At 63.5% G+C, this 22,400-nt stretch carries 18 protein-coding genes and 3 pseudogenes; 7 read left to right on the forward strand and 14 right to left on the reverse strand.

The window, feature by feature from the left end; genetic code table 11:
* Window positions 1–367 precede the first annotated feature (367 nt).
* Entirely contained in the window at window positions 368–1,807 is a 1,440-nt protein-coding gene (hydA, locus tag PLD_RS28880; protein ID WP_159898096.1) for a dihydropyrimidinase, read from the reverse strand.
* Between the two features lie 621 nt (window positions 1,808–2,428).
* Between hydA and PLD_RS28885 the strand changes: the two genes are divergently transcribed.
* Both PLD_RS28885 and PLD_RS28890 read left to right on the forward strand, forming a co-directional pair.
* Entirely contained in the window at window positions 2,429–3,916 is a 1,488-nt protein-coding gene (locus PLD_RS28885) for an NCS1 family nucleobase:cation symporter-1 (RefSeq protein ID WP_159898097.1), read from the forward strand.
* Window positions 3,917–4,116: 200 nt separating this feature from the next.
* Entirely contained in the window at window positions 4,117–5,394 is a 1,278-nt protein-coding gene (locus tag PLD_RS28890; protein WP_159898098.1) for a Zn-dependent hydrolase, read from the forward strand.
* 57 nt (window positions 5,395–5,451) lie between these two features.
* On the opposite strand, the gene PLD_RS28895 is transcribed toward PLD_RS28890, so the two are convergent.
* The 3 genes and pseudogenes from PLD_RS28895 to PLD_RS28905 form a co-directional block, all read right to left on the reverse strand.
* The gene (locus PLD_RS28895; protein ID WP_159898099.1) at window positions 5,452–5,721 is read right to left on the reverse strand and encodes a hypothetical protein; all 270 of its coding nucleotides are present in this window, start codon (window positions 5,719–5,721) and stop codon (window positions 5,452–5,454) included.
* 1,099 nt (window positions 5,722–6,820) lie between these two features.
* A complete protein-coding gene (locus PLD_RS28900; RefSeq protein ID WP_102864418.1) occupies window positions 6,821–7,228 on the reverse strand; it encodes a type II toxin-antitoxin system HicB family antitoxin in 408 nt (135 codons plus the stop codon).
* 43 nt (window positions 7,229–7,271) lie between these two features.
* A pseudogene (locus tag PLD_RS28905) lies at window positions 7,272–7,450 on the reverse strand (type II toxin-antitoxin system HicA family toxin).
* Between the two features lie 96 nt (window positions 7,451–7,546).
* Between PLD_RS28905 and PLD_RS28910 the strand changes: the two are divergent.
* Window positions 7,547–8,797: an IS256 family transposase gene (locus PLD_RS28910; protein ID WP_159890008.1), complete on the forward strand. Its 1,251-nt coding sequence runs from the start codon at window positions 7,547–7,549 to the stop codon at window positions 8,795–8,797.
* Between the two features lie 150 nt (window positions 8,798–8,947).
* Here the strand turns inward: PLD_RS28910 and PLD_RS28915 are convergent.
* Window positions 8,948–10,206: pseudogene (locus PLD_RS28915) on the reverse strand (efflux transporter outer membrane subunit); the annotation flags it as partial.
* A gap of 21 nt (window positions 10,207–10,227) precedes the next feature.
* On the opposite strand from PLD_RS28915, the gene PLD_RS28920 reads away from it, so the two are divergent.
* A complete protein-coding gene (locus tag PLD_RS28920; RefSeq protein ID WP_159898101.1) occupies window positions 10,228–11,244 on the forward strand; it encodes a YhcG family protein in 1,017 nt (338 codons plus the stop codon).
* Between the two features lie 75 nt (window positions 11,245–11,319).
* On the opposite strand, the gene PLD_RS28925 is transcribed toward PLD_RS28920, so the two are convergent.
* The 6 genes and pseudogenes from PLD_RS28925 to PLD_RS28945 all read right to left on the reverse strand — a co-directional run bounded on the left by PLD_RS28925 (window position 11,320) and on the right by PLD_RS28945 (window position 15,863).
* Window positions 11,320–11,658, reverse strand: a complete 339-nt coding sequence (locus PLD_RS28925) for a YkvA family protein (RefSeq protein WP_159898102.1) — start codon at window positions 11,656–11,658, stop codon at window positions 11,320–11,322.
* A 214-nt stretch (window positions 11,659–11,872) separates the two neighbouring features.
* Entirely contained in the window at window positions 11,873–12,292 is a 420-nt protein-coding gene (locus PLD_RS28930; protein ID WP_159898103.1) for a DUF6691 family protein, read from the reverse strand.
* 16 nt (window positions 12,293–12,308) lie between these two features.
* A pseudogene (locus PLD_RS30890) lies at window positions 12,309–12,710 on the reverse strand (YeeE/YedE family protein); the annotation flags it as partial.
* Between the two features lie 140 nt (window positions 12,711–12,850).
* Window positions 12,851–13,678, reverse strand: a complete 828-nt coding sequence (locus PLD_RS28935; RefSeq protein ID WP_159898104.1) for a sulfite exporter TauE/SafE family protein — start codon at window positions 13,676–13,678, stop codon at window positions 12,851–12,853.
* Window positions 13,675–14,952 carry an FAD/NAD(P)-binding oxidoreductase gene (locus tag PLD_RS28940; protein WP_159898105.1) on the reverse strand — a complete coding sequence of 426 codons (1,278 nt, stop codon included), beginning with the start codon at window positions 14,950–14,952 and terminating at the stop codon, window positions 13,675–13,677. The genes PLD_RS28935 and PLD_RS28940 overlap by 4 nt, the downstream gene beginning before the upstream one ends.
* Before the next feature lie 26 nt (window positions 14,953–14,978).
* On the reverse strand, window positions 14,979–15,863 hold the full coding sequence (locus PLD_RS28945; protein ID WP_159898106.1) for an MBL fold metallo-hydrolase: 885 nt from the start codon (window positions 15,861–15,863) through the stop codon (window positions 14,979–14,981).
* 252 nt (window positions 15,864–16,115) lie between these two features.
* On the opposite strand from PLD_RS28945, the gene PLD_RS28950 reads away from it, so the two are divergent.
* Window positions 16,116–17,429, forward strand: coding sequence for a sigma-54-dependent Fis family transcriptional regulator (locus PLD_RS28950; RefSeq protein WP_159898107.1), 1,314 nt, complete (start codon window positions 16,116–16,118; stop codon window positions 17,427–17,429).
* Here the strand turns inward: PLD_RS28950 and PLD_RS28955 are convergent.
* Window positions 17,410–17,964, reverse strand: coding sequence for a GNAT family N-acetyltransferase (locus PLD_RS28955; protein WP_159898108.1), 555 nt, complete (start codon window positions 17,962–17,964; stop codon window positions 17,410–17,412). The two genes, PLD_RS28950 and PLD_RS28955, sit on opposite strands and share 20 nt — an antisense overlap.
* 184 nt (window positions 17,965–18,148) lie before the next feature.
* Between PLD_RS28955 and PLD_RS28960 the strand changes: the two genes are divergently transcribed.
* Together PLD_RS28960 and PLD_RS28965 are read left to right on the forward strand one after the other, a co-directional pair.
* Window positions 18,149–19,648, forward strand: coding sequence for a helix-turn-helix transcriptional regulator (locus PLD_RS28960; protein WP_159898109.1), 1,500 nt, complete (start codon window positions 18,149–18,151; stop codon window positions 19,646–19,648).
* 212 nt (window positions 19,649–19,860) lie between these two features.
* The gene (locus PLD_RS28965) at window positions 19,861–20,112 is read left to right on the forward strand and encodes a DUF1652 domain-containing protein (RefSeq protein WP_159898110.1); all 252 of its coding nucleotides are present in this window, start codon (window positions 19,861–19,863) and stop codon (window positions 20,110–20,112) included.
* A 183-nt stretch (window positions 20,113–20,295) separates the two neighbouring features.
* On the opposite strand, the gene PLD_RS28970 is transcribed toward PLD_RS28965, so the two are convergent.
* Window positions 20,296–21,690: a HAMP domain-containing sensor histidine kinase gene (locus tag PLD_RS28970; protein ID WP_159898111.1), complete on the reverse strand. Its 1,395-nt coding sequence runs from the start codon at window positions 21,688–21,690 to the stop codon at window positions 20,296–20,298.
* A complete protein-coding gene (locus PLD_RS28975; protein ID WP_159898112.1) occupies window positions 21,668–22,351 on the reverse strand; it encodes a response regulator transcription factor in 684 nt (227 codons plus the stop codon). The genes PLD_RS28970 and PLD_RS28975 overlap by 23 nt, the downstream gene beginning before the upstream one ends.
* Window positions 22,352–22,400 lie beyond the last annotated feature (49 nt).

Below are 22,400 nucleotides of genomic sequence, written 5' to 3' on the forward strand. Positions count from 1 at the left end.
GTAGCTGCCGCCAACCCTGCGGCGGTCTCAAGACCCCCGCGTCTCCTGCGGAGCCGATCGCAGCCTGCGGCAGCGGCTACACAAATCGTGGATCGGCGCTGGTCCTGTAGCCGCTGCCGAGCCTGCGAGGCTGCGAAAAGGCCCGCAGGGCCTTGCTTGGCGATCTCCTGCCAACCCTGCGGTGGTCTCAAGACCCCCGCGTCTCCTGCGGAGCCGATCGCAGCCTGCGGCAGCGGCTACAGATTTGGGGCAGGCATGTATTCAAGCGGGCGCAGGCGCCCGGATCGCGAGCGAGCTCGCTCCTACAAGGTGGTGCTTTTTGATGTGGGAGCGAGCGTGCTCGCGATAGGGGACAACGCCCCCGGTCTCAGCGTTTAACCGCCGTCGGCTTGTGCTGCTCTGCGCGTTTGCTCAGCAGGTCGAACACTGCCGGGTAGGCTGGGCGCTCGATGTAGCGCCCGGCGCCGCGCTCGGCTCGCAGGTCACCGTCGGCCCAGACCACTTTGCCCTGGCTGATGGTGTGGCTGGGCACGCCGCGCACGGTCTTGCCTTCGAAGATGTTGAAGTCCACCTGCTGGTGATGGGTCTTGGCGGAAATGGTGCGGCTGCCGTTGGGGTCCCAAAGCACCAGGTCGGCATCGGCACCGACGCGGATCGCGCCCTTGCGCGGGTAGAGGTTGAAGATCTTCGCGGTGTTGGTGGAGGTCAGGGCCACGAACGCCTGCATCGACAGGCGCCCGCTATTGACCCCTTCATCCCAGAGCACCGCCATGCGGTCTTCGATGCCGGCGGTGCCATTGGGGATCTTGCTGAAGTCGTCGCGGCCGGCGGCTTTCTGTTCGGCGCAGAAGCAGCAGTGGTCGGTGGCGGTGGTGTGCAGGTTGCCCGATTGTAGGCCGCGCCACAGCGCCTGTTGATGGCCGTGTGGGCGGAAGGGCGGGCTCATCACGTAGCCGGCGGCGGTCTGCCAGTCCGGGTCGCGATAGACGCTGTCGTCCAGCAGCAGGTGCCCGGCCAGGACCTCGCCGTACACCGGCTGGCCCTTGCCCCGGGCGTAGCTGATTTCGTCCAGGGCTTCCTGGGTCGACACGTGCACCAGGTACAGCGGGGTACCCAGGGTTTCGGCGATGCGGATCGCCCGGCTGGCGGCTTCGCCTTCCACTTGCGAAGGCCGTGACAGCGGGTGGGCTTCCGGCCCGGTAATGCCCTGGGCCAGCAGCTTGCGTTGCAGGTGATACACCAGCTCGCCGTTTTCCGCGTGCACCGTGGGCACCGCGCCCAATTCCAGACAGCGCTCGAAGCTGGCCACCAGGGTGTCGTCGGCGGCCATAATGGCGTTCTTGTAGGCCATGAAGTGCTTGAAGCTGTTGACGCCATGGTGCTGCACCAGCTCGGCCATTTCCTCGCGCACCTGTTCGCTCCACCAGGTGATGGCCACGTGAAAGCCGTAGTCGCTGGCGGATTTCTCGGCCCAGCCGCACCACTGGTGAAAGGCCTCCAACAGCGACTGCTGGGGGTTGGGAATCACGAAATCGATGATCGAGGTGGTGCCCCCTGCCAGACCCGCCGCCGTGCCGCTGAAGAAGTCTTCGCTGGCCACGGTGCCCATGAAGGGCAGTTGCATGTGGGTATGGGGGTCGATGCCGCCGGGCATCAAGTATTGGCCGCTGCCATCGAGCACTTCACAGCCAGCGGGAATATCCAGATTGTGGCCGATGGCACGAATTAGACCCTCTGCGCAGAGCACATCGGCTTTATAACTTTCATCATGGGTAATAACGGTGGTGCCACGGATCAACAGAGACATTCCGAGTTCCTCGCAGGCATGACCGACTGCTGTCGGCTCTAACTTTTTATTGAACGCGCTAACAACTTAAGCAATCCTGTCAGCGGTGACAGGATTAGAAGCTAGCCGCACTTCAAAGAAACATCAAGAATATTTTTTATAAACATATATAGTCATTAAGTTATTGAATTTTAATGATAAAAAATGAAAATCTGCAAAATGGTGCGACTCCTAACCATTTTGACGCACTTGACAGGATCGAAAAATAGTCGAGATTTCCTATGGTAAATCAGCCGCTTGAGGAGGCGTCGAGAAGCCGCAAAAACAACTAAGGAAATAAACGTGCACTGCTTTGGGTCCTGATCGAGCGGACAACTTGTCAAGCGCCCGGTCTGAGTGATTTGGCAACTAACCGAAGTCGTCAAAGTTGATTGAATAAAACTGAGTGGCATCAGTTGTTTACATGGATTTCGCGCACTGTGCAGAAGCGAGTTCGGTTGTAGTTGGCATCTTTATTGATTGCCGCCGCAGATCGCTGGCCAGGAGGGCGGAAGTCGTCAGTTCTCCGGCCATCGTCCGGCGCGCTGTAGGTAGGTGCGCTGGCCTGATGAGCAAAATAATCAAAAGAACAGTGGAGCGGCCATGCAACAGAACAGATCCCAGGTGACCGAGCGCGCTGGCTTGTATGAGCTGGACGCCGGCAGCGACGTGCTCGACAGCCCCCGGTATAACCACGACATTGCCCCCACCCAGGTCCATGAGCGCACTTGGAACAAGTGGCACATCAGCGCGCTGTGGATCGGCATGTCGATCTGCGTGCCCACCTACACCCTGGGCGGGGTGCTCACCGCCTATTTCGGCCTCAGCGTCGGCGAGGCGCTGTTGGCGATCCTGCTGGCCAATATCGTGGTGCTGATCCCCCTGACCCTCAACGCCTTTGCCGGGACCAAGTACGGCATTCCGTTCCCGGTGCTGCTGCGCTCGTCGTTCGGCATCATCGGCTCTAACGTGCCGTGCCTGATCCGCGCCCTGGTGGCTTGCGGCTGGTTCGGTATCCAGACGATGTTCGGCGGGCTGGCGATCCACCTGTTCCTGGGCTCGATCTTCGAGGGCTGGAAGGCCCTGGGCGGCACCGGTGAGGTGATCGGTTTCATGGTCTTCTGGACCCTCAACCTGTGGGTGGTGCTGCGCGGCGCCGAGTCGATCAAGTGGCTGGAAACCCTGTCCGCGCCGTTGCTGGTGGCGGTGGGCATCGGGCTGCTGGTGTGGGCCTTGCCCAGTGTGTCCCTGAGCGAGTTGCTGGCGATCCCGCCCAAGCGTCCCGAAGGCGCCAGCGTCACCGGTTACTTCATGGCCGGGCTGACGGCGATGGTGGGCTTCTGGGCCACCCTGTCGCTGAATATTCCCGACTTCAGCCGCTACGCGAAAAGCCAGAAGGACCAGATTCTCGGGCAGGTCTTCGGCCTGCCGCTGACCATGTTCCTGTTTGCCGCTCTGGGGGTGGTGATGACCGCCGCCTCGGTGAAACTGGTGGGGGGCACGGTGTCTGATCCGGTGAGTCTGATCGGTCATATCCAGAGCCCGGGCTGGGTGGCGCTGGCCATGGCGCTGATCATCATCGCCACCTTGTCCACCAACACCGCGGCCAACATTGTCTCGCCCACCAACGACTTTCAGAACCTCGCGCCCAAGCTGATCAACCGTAGCACGGCAGTGATCCTCACCGGCCTGGTGGGGCTGGCGCTGATGGGCCATGAATTGCTGAAAAAGCTTGGCCTGCTGGTGTCCGATGTCAGCCTGGAGAGCGTGTATTCCAACTGGCTGCTGGGCTATTCCAGCCTCCTGGGGCCGATCGCCGGGATCATGGTGGTGGACTATTTCATCATCAAGAAACAGCGCCTGGACCTGGCCGGCCTGTACCGCGACGACGTCTATCCCGCGTGGAACTGGCACGGCTTCATCGCCTTCGGCGTGCCGGTGGCCCTGACCCTGATGTCCCTGGGCAGCAGCGCCTTCAACTGGTTCTACAGCTACGGCTGGTTCACCGGCTCGACCCTGGGCGGCTTGCTGTACTACGTGCTATGTACACTGCGTAGCCGGCAGGCGGCCACGGCCAGAACCCCGATATGAATAGGGAGCGTCAGTGCCGGGCGCAGCGCCCAGCGGGGTGGGGCTCAAACCCGTGACAAGGCGCTTGGGCGCCTGCGCGGGCAAGTGGACCAGCGCCTGCTCGGGGCCCGCGCAGACAGAGGGGCAGGGGCCTGTTATCCCGGGCGACTGCCGGCACGGATCGCCCGCCACAAGCAAAACAACAGCCTGAGGAGATCACCATGAACGCTGCCGTCGAAGTTCTGCAATCCAGCCATCAGTACATCAACCGCGACCGCCTCTGGCAGTCGCTCATGGAACTGGCCAAGCTCGGTGCCACGGTCAAGGGCGGCGTCTGCCGCCTGGCCCTGACCGACCTTGACCGTCAGGCCCGGGACTTGTTCGTGCAATGGTGCGAGGCGGCCGGTTGCACGGTCACGGTGGACGGCATCGGCAACATCTTCGCCCGCCGCCCCGGGCGCAACCCGGCGCTGCCACCGGTGATGACCGGCAGCCATATCGACACCCAGCCCACCGGCGGCAAGTTCGATGGCTGCTTTGGCGTGCTGGCCGGGCTGGAGGTGCTGCGCACCCTCAACGACCTCAAGCTGGATACCGAAGCCCCCCTGGAAGTGGTGGTGTGGACCAACGAAGAAGGCTCGCGCTTTCCGCCGTGCATGATGGGCTCTGGGGTGTTCGCCGAGAAGTTCACCCTGGAGGCCACCCTGGCCAAGACCGACGCCGAGGGCCTCAGCGTCGGCGAGGCGTTGAACGCCATCGGCTACGCCGGCAGCCGCCCGGTCAGCGGTCATCGGGTGGGGGCATACTTTGAGGCGCACATCGAGCAAGGCCCCATCCTGGAAGACGAACGCAAGACCATAGGCGTGGTGCTCGGTGCCCTGGGCCAGAAGTGGTTCGACCTCACGCTGCGGGGCGTCGAAGCCCACGCCGGGCCGACGCCGATGCACCTGCGCAAGGACGCCCTGGTGGGCGCTGCGGCCGTGGTCGCGGCAATCAACCGCGCCGCCCTGAGTCACCAGCCCCACGCCTGCGGCACCGTTGGTTGCCTGCAAGCCTACCCGGGCTCGCGCAACGTGATTCCGGGGGAGGTGCGCATGACCCTGGACTTCCGTCACCTGGAACCGGCGCGCCTGGATTCGATGATTGCCGAGGTGCGCCAGGTGATCGACAACACCTGCGAAGAGCATGGACTGAGCTTCGAACTGACCCCCACCGCGGACTTCCCGCCGCTGTACTTCGACCCGGCGTGCGTCGACGCCGTGCGCGGTGCGGCCCAAGGGCTGGGCCTGTCCCACATGGACATCGTCAGCGGCGCCGGGCACGACGCGATCTTCGTCGCCGAACTGGGCCCGGCGGGGATGATCTTCGTGCCTTGCGAAGGCGGCATCAGCCACAACGAAATCGAGAACGCCGACCCCGACGACCTTGCCGCGGGTTGCGCGGTGCTGCTGCGGGCCATGCTCGCTGCTTCCCAGGCCATCGCCCACGGCAAGACTTGACGCCCGCATTGTGGCGAGGGCGCTTGTTCCCTCGCCACGCTCACGCAGACAGCAGGGCTACGCGACCCGCCACTGAATCACTTCCAGCACCGCGCAGCCTTCTCGGGTGAGCAGATGCACACCGCGGGTGATGCGGGTCAGGTCGCAATCGCTGATGTCTTTCAGCCCCAGGGTGGACAGGCTGTCCATCAGGTCGAGGACCACGGTGAAATGGTGGGCGGCGCTGGCCAGGTCGCTCAAGGGGGCCTGGGTGTCGAGGTAGAACACCGGGTGTTCGGTGTCGTGGGTGTCGATGGGGGTGAAGCGGGGGAGGTGATGGTCAGTCATCGGTGTAGCTCCTATAAATTGAGCTACCACCTTTCGCGGCCAAGCGAATGAGGGTGGCAGCTGTACGCGGGTTGGCCGACCGGCTATAGGAAACCGGCACACCCGAAGGTGTCCCACGCACAGCCGCCATGAGACAAAATTGCAGGCACAAAAAAAGCGCCTGCAATGATGTTTTGGACGCTGATGCGTTCCTATATTCGACCGGCCAAGGTCGCTCGCGGATTTTGCCGCGAGGGCGAACTATAGGGGGGATGCCAGAGCGGTGCAACCGGGCATTGAAGGTGATGTTTGAGTGGTTGTGTCGACTGTCTGGTGGCCGGATCTGAAGGGGACATCTCCGTTGCTGCGGGTGTGGTGGCTGGCGGTTTCGCCCTTACGGCGAGTCACTTTTACCAAACGCCGTAAAAGTAACCAAAAGGGCTTGCCCCTCCATGGGCCCCTCGCTGGGGCTCGGGGTTCCCTCGCTTCGGCATTGCTCCGGGGGCCCGCCGCCAACCGGCCATCCATGGCCGGGTGGCGGCTAGCTCGGCATCCATGCCGAGCTGCCCCCTACGCAACGCCTACGCTCGGCCGGCTGGGAAGGGGCCGGAAGATCAAAAGCAAGAGCAAAAGCCAAGCGCGTTTTACGCGCTATCTGTTTCAGGCCGGCCGCAAGGCCGCCGTCAGATTTTGCCTTTGCTTTTGATCTTGCTTTTGATCTTCCTGCCCCTTTAGACACGATGGCCGAACGCAGGCATTGAGCCGTGGGTAACCCGGCAGGACGCCGGGTTAGCCGCACTGGGCCAGGGATGGCCCATTGCGGCGGCCCACGGATCAATGCCGGAGTGAGGGCATGCCGAGCCTAAGCGAGGCACCGAGTGGAGGGGCAGGAGCCCTTTGCTTACTTTGGGGCTTTTCCAAAGTGAGTCGCCGTAAGGGCGAAACCCTAAGTGGCCGTGACCGCAGCAACGGATATGTACCCAGAACTCGCGGTAAGGGCGAATCACTTTGGCAAAGCCGGAATGCCGGTCCAGCTCAAAATAACCAAAGGGTTCCTGCTCCGGTTTCCGGCGCCTCGTTCCGGGCTTCTGAAGTGGGCGTGAGAGCAAGTGCAAAGCCCTCAAACGCCCTGCAAGACCCTCAACGCAGCCTGAGCCAAAAAGCCCGATCGGCTTTTCTGTTCCGGATGATGTTTCACATATTCATCAATTCGATTCAGCAAATAGCCCGGCAGCGTGATGTTGAGTTTTTCCGCCTTGCCCATGTAGCGAGTGATGTCGATATCAATCACGGCCCAAGTGCAGCCTTGATACTGGGGATTGGCGGCGTGGAGGGTCACTGTGCGCGCGGTGGGAATGGCTGCTCCTTCTTCGGCCAGTAATTCCAGGTGGCCTTCGATGGCTTCGCGGGCCATGGCCATGGCGTCGTCGAGGTCGTCACCGGCGGAGAAGCAGCCAGGAATATCGGGTACTTCCACACCCCAGGCGTGTTGGTCGTCACCGGGGAGAATGGCAATGGGATAGAGCATGGACTGATCCTCCTTCGGACCTGGGAGCGTTGAGCCTGAGTGCTTAGAGCCGGGCTTGTTTCAATATGCGGCTTACCGTTTGGCCAGTAGATCTTTTTTGGCAGGGGGAATGGTGACCAGGCCTGGCTTGGTTGGCTGTTTGAAGTGGTGGTGACTGCCCTTGACCCTGACCAGATACCAACCATCTGCTTCGATTTGAGCGATGAGTTGCCGGCTGTTCACATCACTTTCAACTCCCTGTCGTGGTGGTTATGGTGACTACTTTTGAGACTGTCAGAAATTTTGTGTTCGGGCATACCATGAGTAAGAGGTGCATGTATGCCAACCAAAAAGAAACCGCTTCGAGAGTTACCAAAGGTTCCGAAAGAGCTGCTTGAGCAGTTTTCCGCTGCTCCGCTGATGACCGCAGAAGCCATCGAAGAAGCCTCTGCAGCGTTCAAGAAGGCGCTGATTGAGCGAGCCCTGAATGCTGAGCTGGGTCATCACCTGGGCTATCCTCCGGGCGCACAGCGGCCGGAGGATGAAACCAACCTGCGCAATGGCAAGAGCGCTAAGACGGTACTCACCGGTGATGGCCCGCTACGGCTTGATATTCCTCGTGACCGGGATGGCAGCTTTTCGCCCATTCTGATTCCCAAGCACGAGCGCCGTTACACCGGTTTCGACGACAAGATCATCGCCATGTATGCCCGCGGGATGACGGTTAGGGAGATCCGGGCCTTTCTTTCCGAGCAGTACGGAACGGACGTATCACATGACTTCATCAGCTCCGTGACCGATGAGGTCATGGAAGAGATTGGTGCCTGGCAGCAGCGCCCGCTGGAGCCGATGTATCCGGTCATTTTCTTTGATGCGCTGCGAGTCAAAATCCGCGAAGAAGGCTTGGTTCGTAACAAGGCGGTCTACTTGGCGCTGGGCGTTTTGCCCGATGGCACCCGCGATATTCTGGGCATCTGGATCGAGAACACCGAAGGCGCGAAGTTCTGGATGAAGGTGTTCAACGACCTCAAGACCCGTGGCGTCGAGGACGTGCTGATTGCTGTGACCGACGGCCTTAAAGGGATGCCAGAGGCGCTCAGTGCGGTGTTCCCGGACACAACGCTGCAGACCTGCATCGTGCACCTGATCCGCAATAGCCTCGACTATGCGGCCTGGGACAAACGTAGAGCCTTGGCCAAGGCCCTCAAGCCGATCTATCAGGCAGTTAACGCCGAAGCTGCTGAACAGGCGCTGGATGAGTTTGAAAACGGGCCCTGGGGTAAGCAATATCCAACGGTGGTGGCTGCCTGGCGACGGGCGTGGGATCGAGTTATTCCGTTCTTTGTCTTCCCACCCGCCATCCGGAAAGTGATCTACACCACCAATGCCATCGAGAGCATCAACGCCCAGTTACGCAAGATCATAAAAACCCGTGGCCACTTCCCGAACGATGATGCGGCGACCAAACTGATCTGGCTGGGGCTGCGCAACATCACAGCGAACTGGGGCTCAGCGGCGCATGATTGGAAAAGTGCGATGAATCAGTTTGCGATTTTGTACGGAGATCGATTTATCAGGCCGACCTGGTAAAAGCATGGCCTGCCTAGCGGCAGGCCGTTACCGGCCCGCACACAAAAAATCTGACAGTCCCCTACTTTTTGCCGCTCAACACTATTAGCAACGGTTGGCGACTCATACGGCGAGGCGGCAAACCTCAAGCTTTTAGCTTGCCGCTTGCCGCTACAAACTTGTCGCTGATTCTCCTCCTCCCAACGCCACCACCAACCCCACACTGGCCTGCAACTCCCGGGTCTGCACCGCCTGCAACCCCCGTTGCGCCTGCAAGGCCGCGGTCTGCGCCGTCACCACATCCAGGTAACTCACCGCCCCGGCCTGATAGCTGTTCATGGCCAAGGTCTGGGTATGCAACGCCGTATTCACCGCCGACTGCTGATCCAGCGCCTCCTGGCGCAAATCCCGCAGTTGCCCCAGGTTGTCCTCCACCTCGCGCACCGCCCGCAGCACTTGCCCACGGTAATGCGCGGCGGCCTCTTCGAACTCGGCATGGGCCTGGCGCTCATTGGCGCTCAACCGTCCGCCGTCAAAAATCGGCAGGTTCACCAACGGCCCCAAGGCCCAATAGCGATTACCCGCCGCCAGCAGGTTGCCCACGCCCTGGGTCTGGCCACCGAGCATGCCGGTCAGGCTGAAATCCGGATACCAGGTCGCGCGGGCCACGCCGATGCCGGCATTGGCGGCGTACACCCGGCGTTCAGCGGCGGCAATATCGGGCCGGCGTTGCAGCAGGGTGCTGGGCAGTTGCCGGGGAATGCTCGGCAGGTTCAGCAGTTGCGCAGAGGGCGCCAGGTGGAATTGGCTGGCCGGTTCGCCCACCAGTTCGCCGATGGCATGTTCGGTGAGGTTGCGCTCGGCGCGCACTTCGTCCAATTCGGCTTCGGCGCTGGCCAGTTGGCTCTGGGCCCGGGTCAGGTCCAGTTCCGAGGCGATCTGCCCCTGGTAGCGGTCGCGGGTCAGTTGCAGGGTCTGGGCGTAATCCTCCAGGGAGTGGCTGAGGATGCGGCTCTGGGCGTCCAGGCCATTGAGTTGCACATACAGGCTCGCCAATTGTTTTTGCAGGCTCAGGCGCGCCGCTACCAAGTCGTCGCCGGAGGCTTGGGCCTGGGCGTCTCCGGCCGCCGCTTGATTGCGAATCCGCCCCAGAGGTCGAGGTCGAAGCTCAGGGCAAAACCGGCGGTGTTGCTGTTGTAGATCGACGGTTGCGTGCTGCCGCGCAGGGGGCGGTTGTCCGACTGGTGCTGGTGCAACGGTTGGGCGCTGGCGCTGATCTGCGGGAACAGCCCGGCATGCAGTTGGCTGGAGTAGGCCTGGGCAGCGTCGTAGTGGGCCAGGGCCGCCGCCAGATCCGAGTTGGCTCGGAGCAGGCGTTGTTGCAGGTCATCCAGCTGCGGGTCCTGGTACAGCCGCCACCAGTGCTCGGCGATCCCCTGGGGCGTGGCGTCATGACGCAAGAGGCTGAAGCGGCAATCACCGCCACCGATGTGGCATTTGGCGAAGTGGCGCAAATGATCACCGCCGCGCGGCAACGGGCGGTGCGGGCGGTGAACACTGAACTGGTGGAACTGTACTGGCAGGTCGGGGCCTACATCAGCCGCAAGATCCAGGCGGCGGAATGGGGCGATGGCGTGGTCCAGCAATTGGCGGAATACCTGGCGCGGCAGCAGCCGGGGCTGCGGGGGTTTACCCGACGTAACCTGTTCCGCATGCGTCAATTCTACGAGGCCTATCGAGGGGAGGAGAAAGTGTCAGCAGTGCTGTCACAATTACCCTGGACCCAGAACCTGATCATTCTTGCGCAAGGCAAGTGTGCGCAAGAGCGCGAGTTTTATCTGCGCATGGCCATTCAGGAGCAGTGGTCGACCCGAGAACTGGAACGGCAGATCAAATCCGCCCTGTTCGAACGCACGCTGACCCGCCCGGCAAACGCCTCGGCCACCTTGAGGCAGGACCGCCCCGAAGCCCTGAAGGTGTTCAAGGATGCCTATATGGTGGAATTTCTCGGCCTGGCCCAGGGGCATGATGAAGCCGATCTGCACCAGGGGCTGGTGCGCCAGCTCAAGGATTTTCTGATCGAGATGGGGCGCGACTTCTGCTTTGTCGCTTCTGGCTATCCCCTGCAGGTCGGCGGGCGCGATTTTGCCCTGGATCTGCTGCTGTTCCATCGTGGGTTGAATTGCCTGGTGGCCGTTGAACTCAAGGTCGGGCGTTTCGAGCCGGAGTACCTGGGCAAGCTGGACTTCTACCTGGAGGCCTTGGACCGTCAGGTGCGCAAACCCCATGAAAACCCGGCGCTGGGCGTGTTGCTCTGTGCCAGCAAGCATGACGAGGTGGTGGAATATGCCCTCAACCGTTCACTGTCGCCGGCGTTGATCGCCGAGTACCGGACCCAACTGCCGGACAAGAAGCTGCTGCAGGCCAAGCTGCAGGAGTTTTATGCCCTGGACACGCAGGCGCGGTGAGCCGGGCGGCCATGGTGCCCGGAGTTTTGCAGGGACTTGTTGAGTTGCATGCGCCCCCTGACGCCGACCTGCGGCTTATTCCGGCTCGCTGCCGAACCAGTCCGCGAGGCGTGCGCTGGCTTGTTCCCGGACCTCGGCGTTGATATGCGCAGCCACAGCCACCACTGAACCGGCCAGCAGCCCAAGGTCATCGGTGTATCCGGCCCCGGGGAGCAGGTCGGGGACGATGTCCAGCGGCAGTATGAAGTAACCCAGCGCGGCGTAGATGGTGGTCTTGGCCCAGATCGGGGTTTGTGGTCGTTGCGCGGCGTAGTAGAGCCACAGGGCCTTTTGGATCAAGGCCCGGCCGATGCGCGAGGCGTAGCGGCCGATCTTGCGCCAGAGACAGAGTTCAAGGGATTGGGCGGTGGACATGGCGCACTCCTGGAGGACATGGGTCGAGGTCATGGTCGCCACCCGGGCGCTGGACCGGCAGAGGCCAATATTTCCCCGGTGGTTGCCCAGGTAGGAGCCGGCTTGCCGGCGAGGAGGCCGGCCCTGGCGCCGTGAATCCTGGGTCAGGTCTGCGGTGTCTGTCAGGACGCCTTCGCTGGCAAGCCAGCTGCCACAGTGCCGCTGGGAGTACGGGTCAGGACTGGCGACGGGCCACCAGGTGCTGGAACAGCAGCATGCCCAGGAGCATGGCCAGGACGAACACCCAGGCTTGCCAGTGCCCGCCCGGCAACAGCACCAGGGCCGGCCCCGGGCAGATCCCGGCGATGCCCCAGCCGACGCCGAACAGCAGGCTGCCACCGATCAGGCGCCGATCGACACTGCGCTTGGCGGGAATCTGCATGGGGGCCCCGAGCAGCGAGCGCGAGCGGCCCATGGCCCAATGGAAGGGCCACCAGGCCGCCGCGATGGCGCCGAGCATCACCAGCACCAGGGACGGGTCCCAGGTGCCCGCCAGATCGAGAAAGCCCAAGACCTTGGCCGGGTTGGCCATACCCGCCAGCAAAAGGCCAATGCCGAACAGCAGGCCGGCGATAAAAGCGCTGAGTTTTCTCATGGCAGCAGCCCCAGTTCGTGGCGCAGCCGGTGCCCATGAAGCACAGGGTGGCGATGATCGAGCGTGGCGACAGTCGGGAAATACCGCAGACCCCGTGGCCGCTGGTGCAACCGGCGCCGTAGCGGGTACCGATGCCCACCAGCAGGCCGGCGCTGATCAGGCCGAGCAGACCGCCCTGGAACTCGGCGACGGGCAGGGCGTGAAACAGGCCCCAGAGCAGCGGCGCCAGCAGCAGCCCGAGGATGAACAGGGCTTTCTCGCCCCAGCCGTCGCTGCCCGGTTGCAGCAGGCTGCCGAGCAGGCCGCTGATTCCGGCGATGCGCCCGTTGGCGACGATCAACGCGCCCCCGGCCAGGGCCGAGCCCGGGGTGAAATGTGCGGCGTCAAAGAGTATATCGATTTCCTCTGCATGGCCCATGCTGGTGCAGGGGCCGGTCATGGCTCAGGCATTTCCACCGCGCAACCGCAGCGTCGGTGCGTACGCCGTCGCCGGCCAGCCAGCGCCTACAGGTGGTGTGTACCCGCTGCTGTAGAAGCCGGCTTGCCGGCGAAAGGGCTTCAATGGGGCAACCAGCCCAAGGCCGCGCTTGCCAGCAGCAGGGCTGCCAGGATGCCGGTGATGGCAAATAGTTGTTGCAAGCGCGGTCCCGCCAGGTGCCTGGCCAGTTGCCGTCCTGCGACCAGGCCCACCACCGCGCCCAGGGCAAAGGGCGCGCCCACCGCCCAGTGCATCACCCCACTGAGGCTGGCGGTGATCACGCTGCCCAGGGACACCAGGGCAATCACCGCCAATGAGGTGGCGACGATGCTCTTGCTGTCCAGGTTGGTATAGCGGCTCAGGGCCGGGATGATCACGAAACCTCCTCCCACCCCCAGCAACCCCGACAGCAGGCCCGAGAGCATGCCGGTGAAGGTCAGGGCGCGGGCGCAGGGCAGGGTCCAGCGCAAGCGGCCCTGAGCCGGGTTGAGCACGCAGGGTAGGAAGGCCGGACGAGGCGCCGCCTGGCCGTGTTTCAGTTCCTGGCTGGCTTTACGCAGAATCCGTGCGCAGGCGTACAGCAGCACCAGGGAGAACAGCAACGCCAGCGGCATGTTCGGCAGCCGGTGGGCCAGCCACAACCCAAGGGGCGCCATGAGCACGCCGACCCCGGCGACCAGGCCCGCCGCGCGGTAGCGCACGATGCCCTGGCGCAAGCCGAGTATCGCGCCGACGCTGGCTGCCAGGCCCACCGCCAACAGGCCGATCGGGCCTGCCTCGACCATGCTCAAGCCCAGGCCAAAGACCAGCAGCGGCACCGCGAGGATGCCGCCACCGGCCCCGGTCAGCGCCAGGATCGCGCCGATGATTGTTCCCAGCCCGGCACCTAGCAGACTGTGTTCATTCATGTTTTTGGGGTGTCCATGGTCAAGGTCGGTTGGGCCAGCCATTCATGGCCCTTGAGCATGCCGCGCCAATACAGCGGCGGCAGCAGACGCTCTTTCAGCCACCAGGCGCGGCGGGTCGGCTGGCGCCCGTCCAGTAGCCAGTTGGGAAAGCTGGGTGCCAGTTTGCCGCCGTAGGTGAACTCGGCGAGGACGATCTTGCCCCGTTCCACTGTCAGCGGGCAGGACCCATACCCGTCGTATTCGGCCAGTCGGGTCAGGCGCTTGAGGGCTACCAGCACATTATTGGCCACCACCGGTGCCTGTTTACGCGCCGCGGCGGCAGTCTTGGCATTGCTGGTGTTGGTGGCGTCTCCCAGGCCGTGGATGTTGACGAAGCGCGTGTGGCGCAGGCTGCCGGGGTCGACGTCAATCCAGCCGGCGGCGTCCGCCAGCGGGCTGTGGCGGATGAAGTCCGGTGCACATTGCGGCGGCACCACGTGCAGCAGGTCGAAGGCGCGTTCCAGGGTTTGCTGGCTGCCGTCGGCCAGGATGCGGACGAAGGTTGCCCGTTTGCCGGGACCGTCCACTGCCACCAGGTTGTGGCCGAAGTTCAAGTCGATGGCGTACTTCCTGATGTATTCCATCAGCGCGGGCACGTAGTCCGCGACGCCGAACAACACGCCACCGGCATTCATGAAACTGGCGTTGATCGCCCCCAGACGGCCGTGGCGCAGCCAGTGATCGCAGGACAAGTACAGGGCTTTTTGCGGAGCCCCGGCGCACTTGATCGGCATCGGCGGTTGGCTGAACAGCGCCTGGCCCTGTCGCAGTTGTTGCACTTGTTGCCAGGTGTAGGGCGCCAGGTCGTAGCGGTAGTTGGAGGTCACGCCGTTGTTGCCCAGGGCTTGCGGCAGGCCGTCGATGGCCGCCCAGTCGAGCTTGAGCCCCGGGCAGACGATCAACTGGTCGTAGGCGAGGACTCGGCCGTCGTCGAGCACCAGGGCGTTGTTGTCCGGCTCGAACTGGCTGACGGCGTTGCGGATCCACGTGACGCCCTTGGGGATCAGTGACGCCATGCTGCGAACGGTGGACTCGGCGCTGAACACACCGCCGCCTACCAGGGTCCAGCCGGGTTGGTAGTAGTGGAGCTGGGCGGGGTCGATGATCGCCACGTCCAGGTGCGAGTCGCGGGACATGAGACTGGCGGCAACGGCGATGCCGGCGGCACCGCCGCCGACGATCAGCACCTGATGGCTGCCGTTGACGGCGCGCAGGGCTGGGTTGATGGGACGCATGGCAAAGTCTCCGTTTGGAGTAATCGTTATAGGGTATTGAGGGGGATCTTCAGGTAACTCACGCCGTTGTCCTCGGGTTCGGGGAAGTGCCCGCTGCGCATGTTGACCTGCACCGAAGGCAGGATCAGCACCGGCATGTCCAGGGTGGCGTCGCGGGCTTCGCGCATGGCCACGAAGCTGTCTTCGTCGATGCCCTGATGAATGTGGATGTTGTGGTCGCGCTGCTCGGCGACGGTGGTCATGTACTGCAGCTCGCGGCCGTTGGGCAGGTAGTCGTGGCACATGAACAGCCGGGTTTCTGGGGGCAGGGCGAGGATCTTGCCGATGGAGCGGTACAAGGTGCGTGCATCGGCCCCGGGGAAGTCGCAGCGGGCGGTGCCGTAATCGGGCATGAACAGAGTGTCGCCGACAAAGGCCACGGTTTCGTCACCGGCCTGGACCAGGTAGGTCATGCAGGCCGGGGTGTGGCCGGGGGTGTGCATGGCCCGGGCCGCGAGCCCGCCGATGGCGAACTCGGCGCCGTCCGCCAGTAGTACATCGAACTGGCTGCCGTCGCGGGCAAAGGTCGGTGCTTCGTTGAACAGCGTGCCGAAGACTTTTTGCACGCGGGTGATCTGGTTGCCGATGGCCACCTGAGCGCCCAGTTGCTCTTTGAGGTAGGCAGCGGCGGACAGGTGATCGGCGTGTACGTGGGTTTCCAGGATCCAGTCCACCTGGGCCTCCAGCTCACGCACGCGGGCGATCAGGCGGTCGGCGGAGGCGGTGCGGGTGCGGCCGGATTTCGGGTCGTAGTCCAGCACGCTGTCGATCAGTGCGCAGTGGCGGCTGGGCAGGTCCATCACCAGATAGCTGATGGTCCAGGTATGGCTGTCGAAAAAGGCTTCTACACGCAGCGTGTCGCTGATGATCATGGGGCACTCCAGGCAATGAAGGTGAGGGCAGTCTGCGCTGACGCTCGTTCCTTGAAGTGTCAATAAACGTGCCAAACCCCCAGGCCTTACTTGGGGCCGCAGATTCATTGAGTGAGAGGGTTTTGGCGGTAATCGATCAGTGGTTTTTGCATGGACTGCCAGGTAAGGGTGGCAGTCATGTGGCAGTTGATGGCAGATATTGGCAGAAGGCCGTGCGCTGCACTAAGCTAGCGCCACTGCCCCGGAGCCCTTATGTCCCTGATCGCCACCGACCTTGCGCATCCGCAGGTGTCTGCCCTGGTTTCCTACCTTGAGCACGACCCGCAACCAACCATCGTGCTTGACACCGACTACAACATCATCGCGGCCAACGCGGCCTACCAGCGTCAGTTCGGTGTCGCTGGCAAGCCGCATCTGGGCGCTAAGTGCTATCGCGTGTCGCACCAGTTCGCCGTGCCCTGCGATCAGGCCGGCGAGCATTGTCCGATGCGCAAGGCCCACGACAGCCGGGCACCGGAGCGCATGCTGCACATCCACCACACGCCTCGCGGGCCGGAGCACGTGGATGTGGAGTTGCGACCGATCATCGGTGATTGCGGGACGGTAGTGGCCTACGTCGAACGCTTGAGTTCGGTGGCGGTGGCCTCGGTGCAACCCCAGCAGAAGGGCCTGGTGGGGCGCTCGCCGGCGTTCAACGAAGCCTTGAGCGCCTTGCAGCGAGCAGCCCCGGCGCCGATTCCGGTGCTGCTGCAGGGCGAGTCCGGTACCGGCAAGGAACTCTTTGCCCGCGCCCTGCATGACGGCAGCCCCCGGGCCAGTGGGCCGCTGGTGGTGGTGGACTGCACCGGGCTCACCGAAAGCCTGCTGGAAAGCGAGTTGTTCGGTTATGAAAAGGGTGCCTTTACCGGCGCCCTGCAGCGCAAGATCGGTCTGGCGGAGGCGGCTCATGGCGGGACGTTGTTTCTCGATGAGATTGGCGAAGTGCCCCTGGCCATGCAGGTCAAACTGTTGCGTCTGATCGAGTCCGGCAGCTTTCGCCCGGTGGGCAGCCTGCGTACCGTGCACTCGGATTTTCGCCTGGTGTCCGCGACCCATAAACCGCTCAAGGAGATGGTCGCCGCAGGCACATTCCGCCAGGACTTGTACTACCGCATCAGCGCGTTTCCGATCCGCCTACCCGCCCTGCGTGAACGCAGCGAAGACCTGCCGTTGCTGATCGACAGCCTGTTGCGCCGCCTCGATTCGGCTGTGGTGCCACGGGTTGATCCTCAGGCGTTGGAGCAATTGAGCCTGTACAGCTACCCGGGCAATATCCGCGAATTGCGCAACATTCTTGAGCGGGCGCGGTTGTTCTGCGACGACGGGGTGATCCGTCTGCAGGACCTGCCGCCGGAGTTGCGCAGCTCGTCAGCGCCGGCGCCGGTCAAACGGCGCCGGGCCGGCAAGGACCTGGAGCAACTGGCCCATGCCCTGGAAGTCTTTGAGGGTTCGCGCAGTGAATTGGCCAAGGCCCTAGGCTTGAGCGAGCGCACCTTGTACCGGCGTCTTAAGGCGCTGGGTCTTTAGTCGCCTGAGGCTGCTTGGGCAGTGGCAGGTCGCGGGCCATCACCCACATGCCGATCTGCTCCAGGTCGGTGTTGAACGGCACTTCGCTAATCTGCCGCAAGCCGGCACTTTCATAAAAACGCCGGGCACCGCTGTTGCTCTTGAGCACGTCCAGCCACAGGCAGGTTTCTCCGGCGTCGCTGGCCCGTTGCAGCACGTGCTGCAGCAGGCGTCGGCCATAGCCTTTGCCGGCCTGGGACTTGAGCAGGTAGATCTTTTGCAGTTCGGCCCCGGACGCCTCGCTCCCCGGCACCGGTCGCCGCCAGTTGAGCTTGGCGAAGCCGATGGGCTGCTGTGCGTCCAGGGCCAGCAGCCACAGATGACTGTGCCGGGCGTCGAGGGATTGGGCGAGGTGTTCGGGGGCGAAGTCCTGATTCAGAAACTGCTGCAGGCCGGCGCTGCTCCAGATCGAGGAGAAATGTTCGCGGTAGGTGGCGCAACCGATGGCCTGGAGCAATTGGATGTCCCGGGTGTCGGCTTCGCGGATGGTGATCATGCTTCACTTCCTTGAGGATGGTCAGACCAAGCACAGCAGCTTAGTCCCTTGCACGTTGCTGCTCCAGTGCGGCGTGGCGACCGCGCCAGGGCACGATAGCGGCGGCTCATGGTCGTAGTTTCAAGCCCTTTCTTGCTCGGCGCGCGGGATCTATCAGTGCGACGCCGGCCCATCTGGAGACGCCATGAGCCAGGCCGTACTTGCCACCGAAACCAATCGCCACCCACTGCAGCAGATCATCTCCGGCTTGTCTGACGGGGTGATCCTGGTTAAAACCGACCCGGCCAAGACCTTGCTTTGGGCCAATGATGCGGCGCTGGCCATGCACGGGGTCAGCGAGGTCGGTCAACTGGGGGGCAATGCCGAGGAATATGCCCAGCGCTACGCCTTGCGCTACCGCAACAATCACCCGCTGGCGCTGGACAGCTATCCCATCAGTCGGGTAGCCGCCGGCGAGCGCTTCAGCGATGTCGTGGTGGAGGTGCAGGCCCAGATCGATGGCGAATCCCGCTGCTGGGTGCATCGGGTTCGCAGCATGATTCTCACCGATCGCAGCGGTGCGCCGGAGTCCCTGGTGCTGATCCTCAGCGACGCCACCGACTGGGCCAGCGCCGAGCAGCGTTTCGAGAAGACCTTCAATGCCAACCCGGCGCCAGCGGTGATCTGCCGGCTCAGCGACCTGCGCTATATCAAGGTCAACCAGGGCTTTTTGGAGATGACCGGCTACGCTCGGGACCAGGTGATTGGCCGTTCGGTGTACGAGCTGGATGTGCTGGAGGATGCCGAGCACAAGGACCTCGCCGTCGAGCGCCTGGGCCGGGGCGCAACCATTCCGCAGATGCAGGCCGAACTGCGCCTGCCCGATGGTGGCAGCAAGCTGGTGATCGTTGCCGGCCAGCCCTTGGACATCAACGATGAGGACTGCATGCTGTTTTCCTTCATGGACCTGGAGCCGCGGCGCAAGGCCGAAATCGCCCTGCGCCAGAGCGAGGAGCGCTTTGCCAAGTCGTTCCGCCTGACCCCGGTGCCAACCCTGGTGTGCAGCGCCGAACAGCAGATCGTCGATGTCAACGAGGCCTTTCTCAATACCTGTGGCTACAGCAGCGAGGAACTGCTGGGCAAGACCGTGGCGGCCATCGGGTTCATTGCCGAGGCGCCAGCGGCTGAGCAACTGTTCGCGCAGTTGGAGAAGGTCGGCAACGTCGAGGGCCAGGACCTCAAAGTGCGGAAGAAAAACGCCGAACGGATCGATTGCGTGGTTTACGCCGACACGCTGAGCATCCAGGACAGCCCCTGTTATCTGCTGGTGCTGATGGACATCAGCGAACGCAAGCGCTCGGAGTTGGAGCTGGTCGGCGCGATTGAAGAAGTGATGCGCGACGCCTCATGGTTCAGCCAGACCCTGATCGAAAAGCTGGCCAACGTGAAAAAGCCCCGCAACGCCGAGGTCTCCGGGGTGTCCTCCGCCGACCTGACCAATCGCGAGCGCCAGGTGCTGGGGTTGATTTACCAGGGGCTGGCGGACAAGGAGATTGCCGCGCAACTGCAACTGGCGCCCAACACCGTGCGCAACCACGTCGCCACGCTGTATTCCAAGCTTGGCGTGCACCGGCGTGGCGAGGCGATCGTCTGGGCCCGCGAGCGCGGTCTGTTCGTGGGGACGCCACGGCCTGTGCGGCGCTGATACCCGTGCAAATGCACCAGTGCGGCCAGTACAAATGCGCCTTCTGCCCACCCCCCGGCTTTTTTACCCTGTGATCCCGCGCAGGCCCTTGTATCGGGCCTGGGCGATGTGAACCACAGCAAAGGGATAGCCAGCATGGGTGATGAACGGATCAAGGGGCGCGCGGGCAACGTCGCGGGCAAGGCTCAGACGGCGGCGCCGAGACCCCGGCGGTGATTACCCAGGCACGCTTGCGTGGGTACATCGAGCAGCGCCTGGCGCCCCTGGCCTGCAGTTTCAGCACCGCCGGCGACGGTACCCTGACCTTGCGCGTGTTCGAGCCCGAAAGCGGTCGGGTCGATCTGGTGGTGACAGGGCTCAGCGCCAAGGCACTGCAAAGCGAGGCCGATGTACTGAAGATCATCGACGAGTTGCTTTACGAACTGGACAGCAACTCCCTGGGCCAGCTCGAACTGGGGCCTTGATCTCGACCCTGGCTACAGCTGCATGCAAGGGACTGCTGAGCGTTTCGCCGGTTCGCCAAGGCTCGACAGCTGCTACAGACGCGTGGCTTTTGGTGGCAGCTGCCGCAGGCTGCGATCTCCTGCGCAGCAGGCACGCTGTTCCCGGCGGCGCGAAAGGGCGTTAGGCAAGGGCCTGCGGGCCGCTCAATGCTCGCTGATCAGGCTGGCTCGGCAGTCCAGGCTCAGGCGCGCCCCGCCCAGTTCGCTGCTGCCCACGTCCAGTTTGAAACCGTGCAGGTTGACGATCGCTGCGACAATCGACAGGCCCAGGCCAAAGCCGCCCTGGGCGTTGTTTACATCCACTCGGTAGAAGCGTCGGAACACTGTCGCGCGTTCCGACGGGGCAATGCCCGGCCCGGAGTCGAGCACTTCCAGGCGTGCACTGCCGTCGGCATTGAGGCCGCGCAGGATCACCTCGCCGCCGGGGGGAGTGAATTTGATCGAATTGCTCAGCAGGTTGGCCAGGGCCTCGAACAATAAGGCGCGGTCGCCGGTCAGGCGCGGCAGGCTCGCGGGAACATCCAGCACCAGCCTCAGTTGGCCTTCTTCGGCGAGCGGCAGGTAGAAGTCGTAGAGCTCCTGGAGCAGTGGCAAAGGATCGAGTTGCAGAAAGCCCGAGCGGCGTTGCTGGTCTTCCAGTTCGCAGATGCGCAGCAACCCGCGAAAGCGCGCCATCAGGGTGTCGGCTTCGGCCAGCAACTGGTCCATCTGCAGGGCCTGGGGCGAGCCTTCTTCGGCTTGTTGCTGCAAACGGTAGAGTTGCGCCCGCAGGCGGGTCAGGGGTGTGCGCAGGTCGTGGGCGATGTTGTCGCACACGCCCTTGACCTCATGCATCAGGCGTTCGATGCGTTCGAGCATGGCGTTGACGATGGCTGCCAGCATGTCCAACTCGTCCCGGCGTTGCGACAACGGCAGGCGCCGGGTCAGGTCGCCGGCGACGATCGCCTCGGCGCTGGCCTGGATCTGGCGGATGCGCCGCAACGGCCGGCGGCGCAGCAGGTGCCAGCCCGCGACCCCGGGAATGATGGTCAGGGAGATCCCCCAGAGCAGGGCGTGCAGGATGATTCGGGTTACCGCAAACAGCGAACCGTTGTCGCGCACCAGCACCAGCCAGCGGCCGTCGCGGGTGTGGGTGGCCACCGCGTCGCAGCTGTCCCGGGGCAGGCTCGGGTCGTCCGAGGCGATGCAGTTTTTCAGTTCGTGGATCAGGCCGTCCAGGGGCAGGTCCTCGGGGATCTGACGAATCGGCCCGCTCAAGGACCGGCGCTGTTCGTCGAACAGGCCATAGGCATCGATGGCGCGCATGTCGAAGGTCATGCTGGTGGCCAGGGCTTCTTCCAGTTGCTCGCCTTCGAAGCGCGCGAACAGGTGCTGGCGCTGCATCAGCGAGTGCTTGGCCAGGTTGTCCAGGTAGGTCGACACTTCGTAGTACAGCACCCCCATGAGGATGCAGCTCCAGGCCACGAACAAGGCGCTGTAGAGCGCCAGCAGGCGGCTGCTGGAGGAGCGCCAGCCTTTAGAGGGGTTCGGCAATGACATAGCCCGAACCTCGCACGGTGCGGATCAACGGGGGCAGGCCGGGCGGGTCGATCTTCTTACGCAGGCGGCCGATGTGCACATCGATCAGGTTGGTCCCGGGGTCGAAGTGGTAACCCCAGACTTCCTCGAAGATCATCATTCGCGAGAGGATCTGGCCGGTGTTGCGCATCAGAAATTCCAGCAGTTTGTATTCGGTGGGCAGTAGGCTCAGCAGTTGCTCGGCGCGGGTGGCCTCGCGGCTGATCAGGTTCAGTTCCAGGTCCGCCACCCGCAGGCTGGTGTCGAAGTCCTTGACCGTGCTCTTGCGCCGCAGCAGCACCTCGACCCGGGCCGCCATCTCGTCGGAGGCGAAGGGTTTGGTCAGGTAGTCGTCGCCGCCGGCGCGCAGGCCGCGTACCCGTTCATCGACATCGGAGAGGGCGCTGATCATCAGGATCGGCGTCGACACGCCAATGGTGCGCAGGGTGGTGACGATGGCCAGGCCGTCCAGTTCCGGCAGCATGCGGTCCAGGGTGATCAGGTCGTAGTCACCGCTCACCGCGCGCGCCAGGCCTTCACGGCCGTTGTCCACCCAGTCCACGTCGAGGCCGTGGCTGCTCAGTTCGGCGACGATCTCCCGGGCCGTTACGGCGTCGTCTTCGATGGTCAGAATGCGGGTCATGGCGGTACCTGTTCTACGGTTCGTGGCACAGGCAGGCATTTTGCCAAGA

Origin of the sequence: Pseudomonas sp. LD120, assembly GCF_009861525.1 — a bacterium.
Classification (GTDB): Bacteria; Pseudomonadota; Gammaproteobacteria; order Pseudomonadales; family Pseudomonadaceae; genus Aquipseudomonas.

Coding starts and splice junctions, on each gene's coding strand:
- PLD_RS28970 (WP_159898111.1), bottom strand. CDS start 21,690: ATGTCATTGCCGAACCCCTCTAAAGGCTGGCGCTCCTCCAGCAGCCGC.
- PLD_RS28895 (WP_159898099.1), bottom strand. CDS start 5,721: ATGACTGACCATCACCTCCCCCGCTTCACCCCCATCGACACCCACGAC.
- PLD_RS28975 (WP_159898112.1), bottom strand. CDS start 22,351: ATGACCCGCATTCTGACCATCGAAGACGACGCCGTAACGGCCCGGGAG.
- PLD_RS28945 (WP_159898106.1), bottom strand. CDS start 15,863: ATGATCATCAGCGACACGCTGCGTGTAGAAGCCTTTTTCGACAGCCAT.
- PLD_RS28930 (WP_159898103.1), bottom strand. CDS start 12,292: ATGAGAAAACTCAGCGCTTTTATCGCCGGCCTGCTGTTCGGCATTGGC.
- hydA (WP_159898096.1), bottom strand. CDS start 1,807: ATGTCTCTGTTGATCCGTGGCACCACCGTTATTACCCATGATGAAAGT.
- PLD_RS28890 (WP_159898098.1), top strand. CDS start 4,117: ATGAACGCTGCCGTCGAAGTTCTGCAATCCAGCCATCAGTACATCAAC.
- PLD_RS28940 (WP_159898105.1), bottom strand. CDS start 14,952: ATGCGTCCCATCAACCCAGCCCTGCGCGCCGTCAACGGCAGCCATCAG.
- PLD_RS28950 (WP_159898107.1), top strand. CDS start 16,116: ATGTCCCTGATCGCCACCGACCTTGCGCATCCGCAGGTGTCTGCCCTG.
- PLD_RS28900 (WP_102864418.1), bottom strand. CDS start 7,228: ATGCTCTATCCCATTGCCATTCTCCCCGGTGACGACCAACACGCCTGG.
- PLD_RS28885 (WP_159898097.1), top strand. CDS start 2,429: ATGCAACAGAACAGATCCCAGGTGACCGAGCGCGCTGGCTTGTATGAG.
- PLD_RS28935 (WP_159898104.1), bottom strand. CDS start 13,678: ATGAATGAACACAGTCTGCTAGGTGCCGGGCTGGGAACAATCATCGGC.
- PLD_RS28960 (WP_159898109.1), top strand. CDS start 18,149: ATGAGCCAGGCCGTACTTGCCACCGAAACCAATCGCCACCCACTGCAG.
- PLD_RS28910 (WP_159890008.1), top strand. CDS start 7,547: ATGCCAACCAAAAAGAAACCGCTTCGAGAGTTACCAAAGGTTCCGAAA.
- PLD_RS28925 (WP_159898102.1), bottom strand. CDS start 11,658: ATGTCCACCGCCCAATCCCTTGAACTCTGTCTCTGGCGCAAGATCGGC.
- PLD_RS28920 (WP_159898101.1), top strand. CDS start 10,228: ATGACGCAAGAGGCTGAAGCGGCAATCACCGCCACCGATGTGGCATTT.
- PLD_RS28955 (WP_159898108.1), bottom strand. CDS start 17,964: ATGATCACCATCCGCGAAGCCGACACCCGGGACATCCAATTGCTCCAG.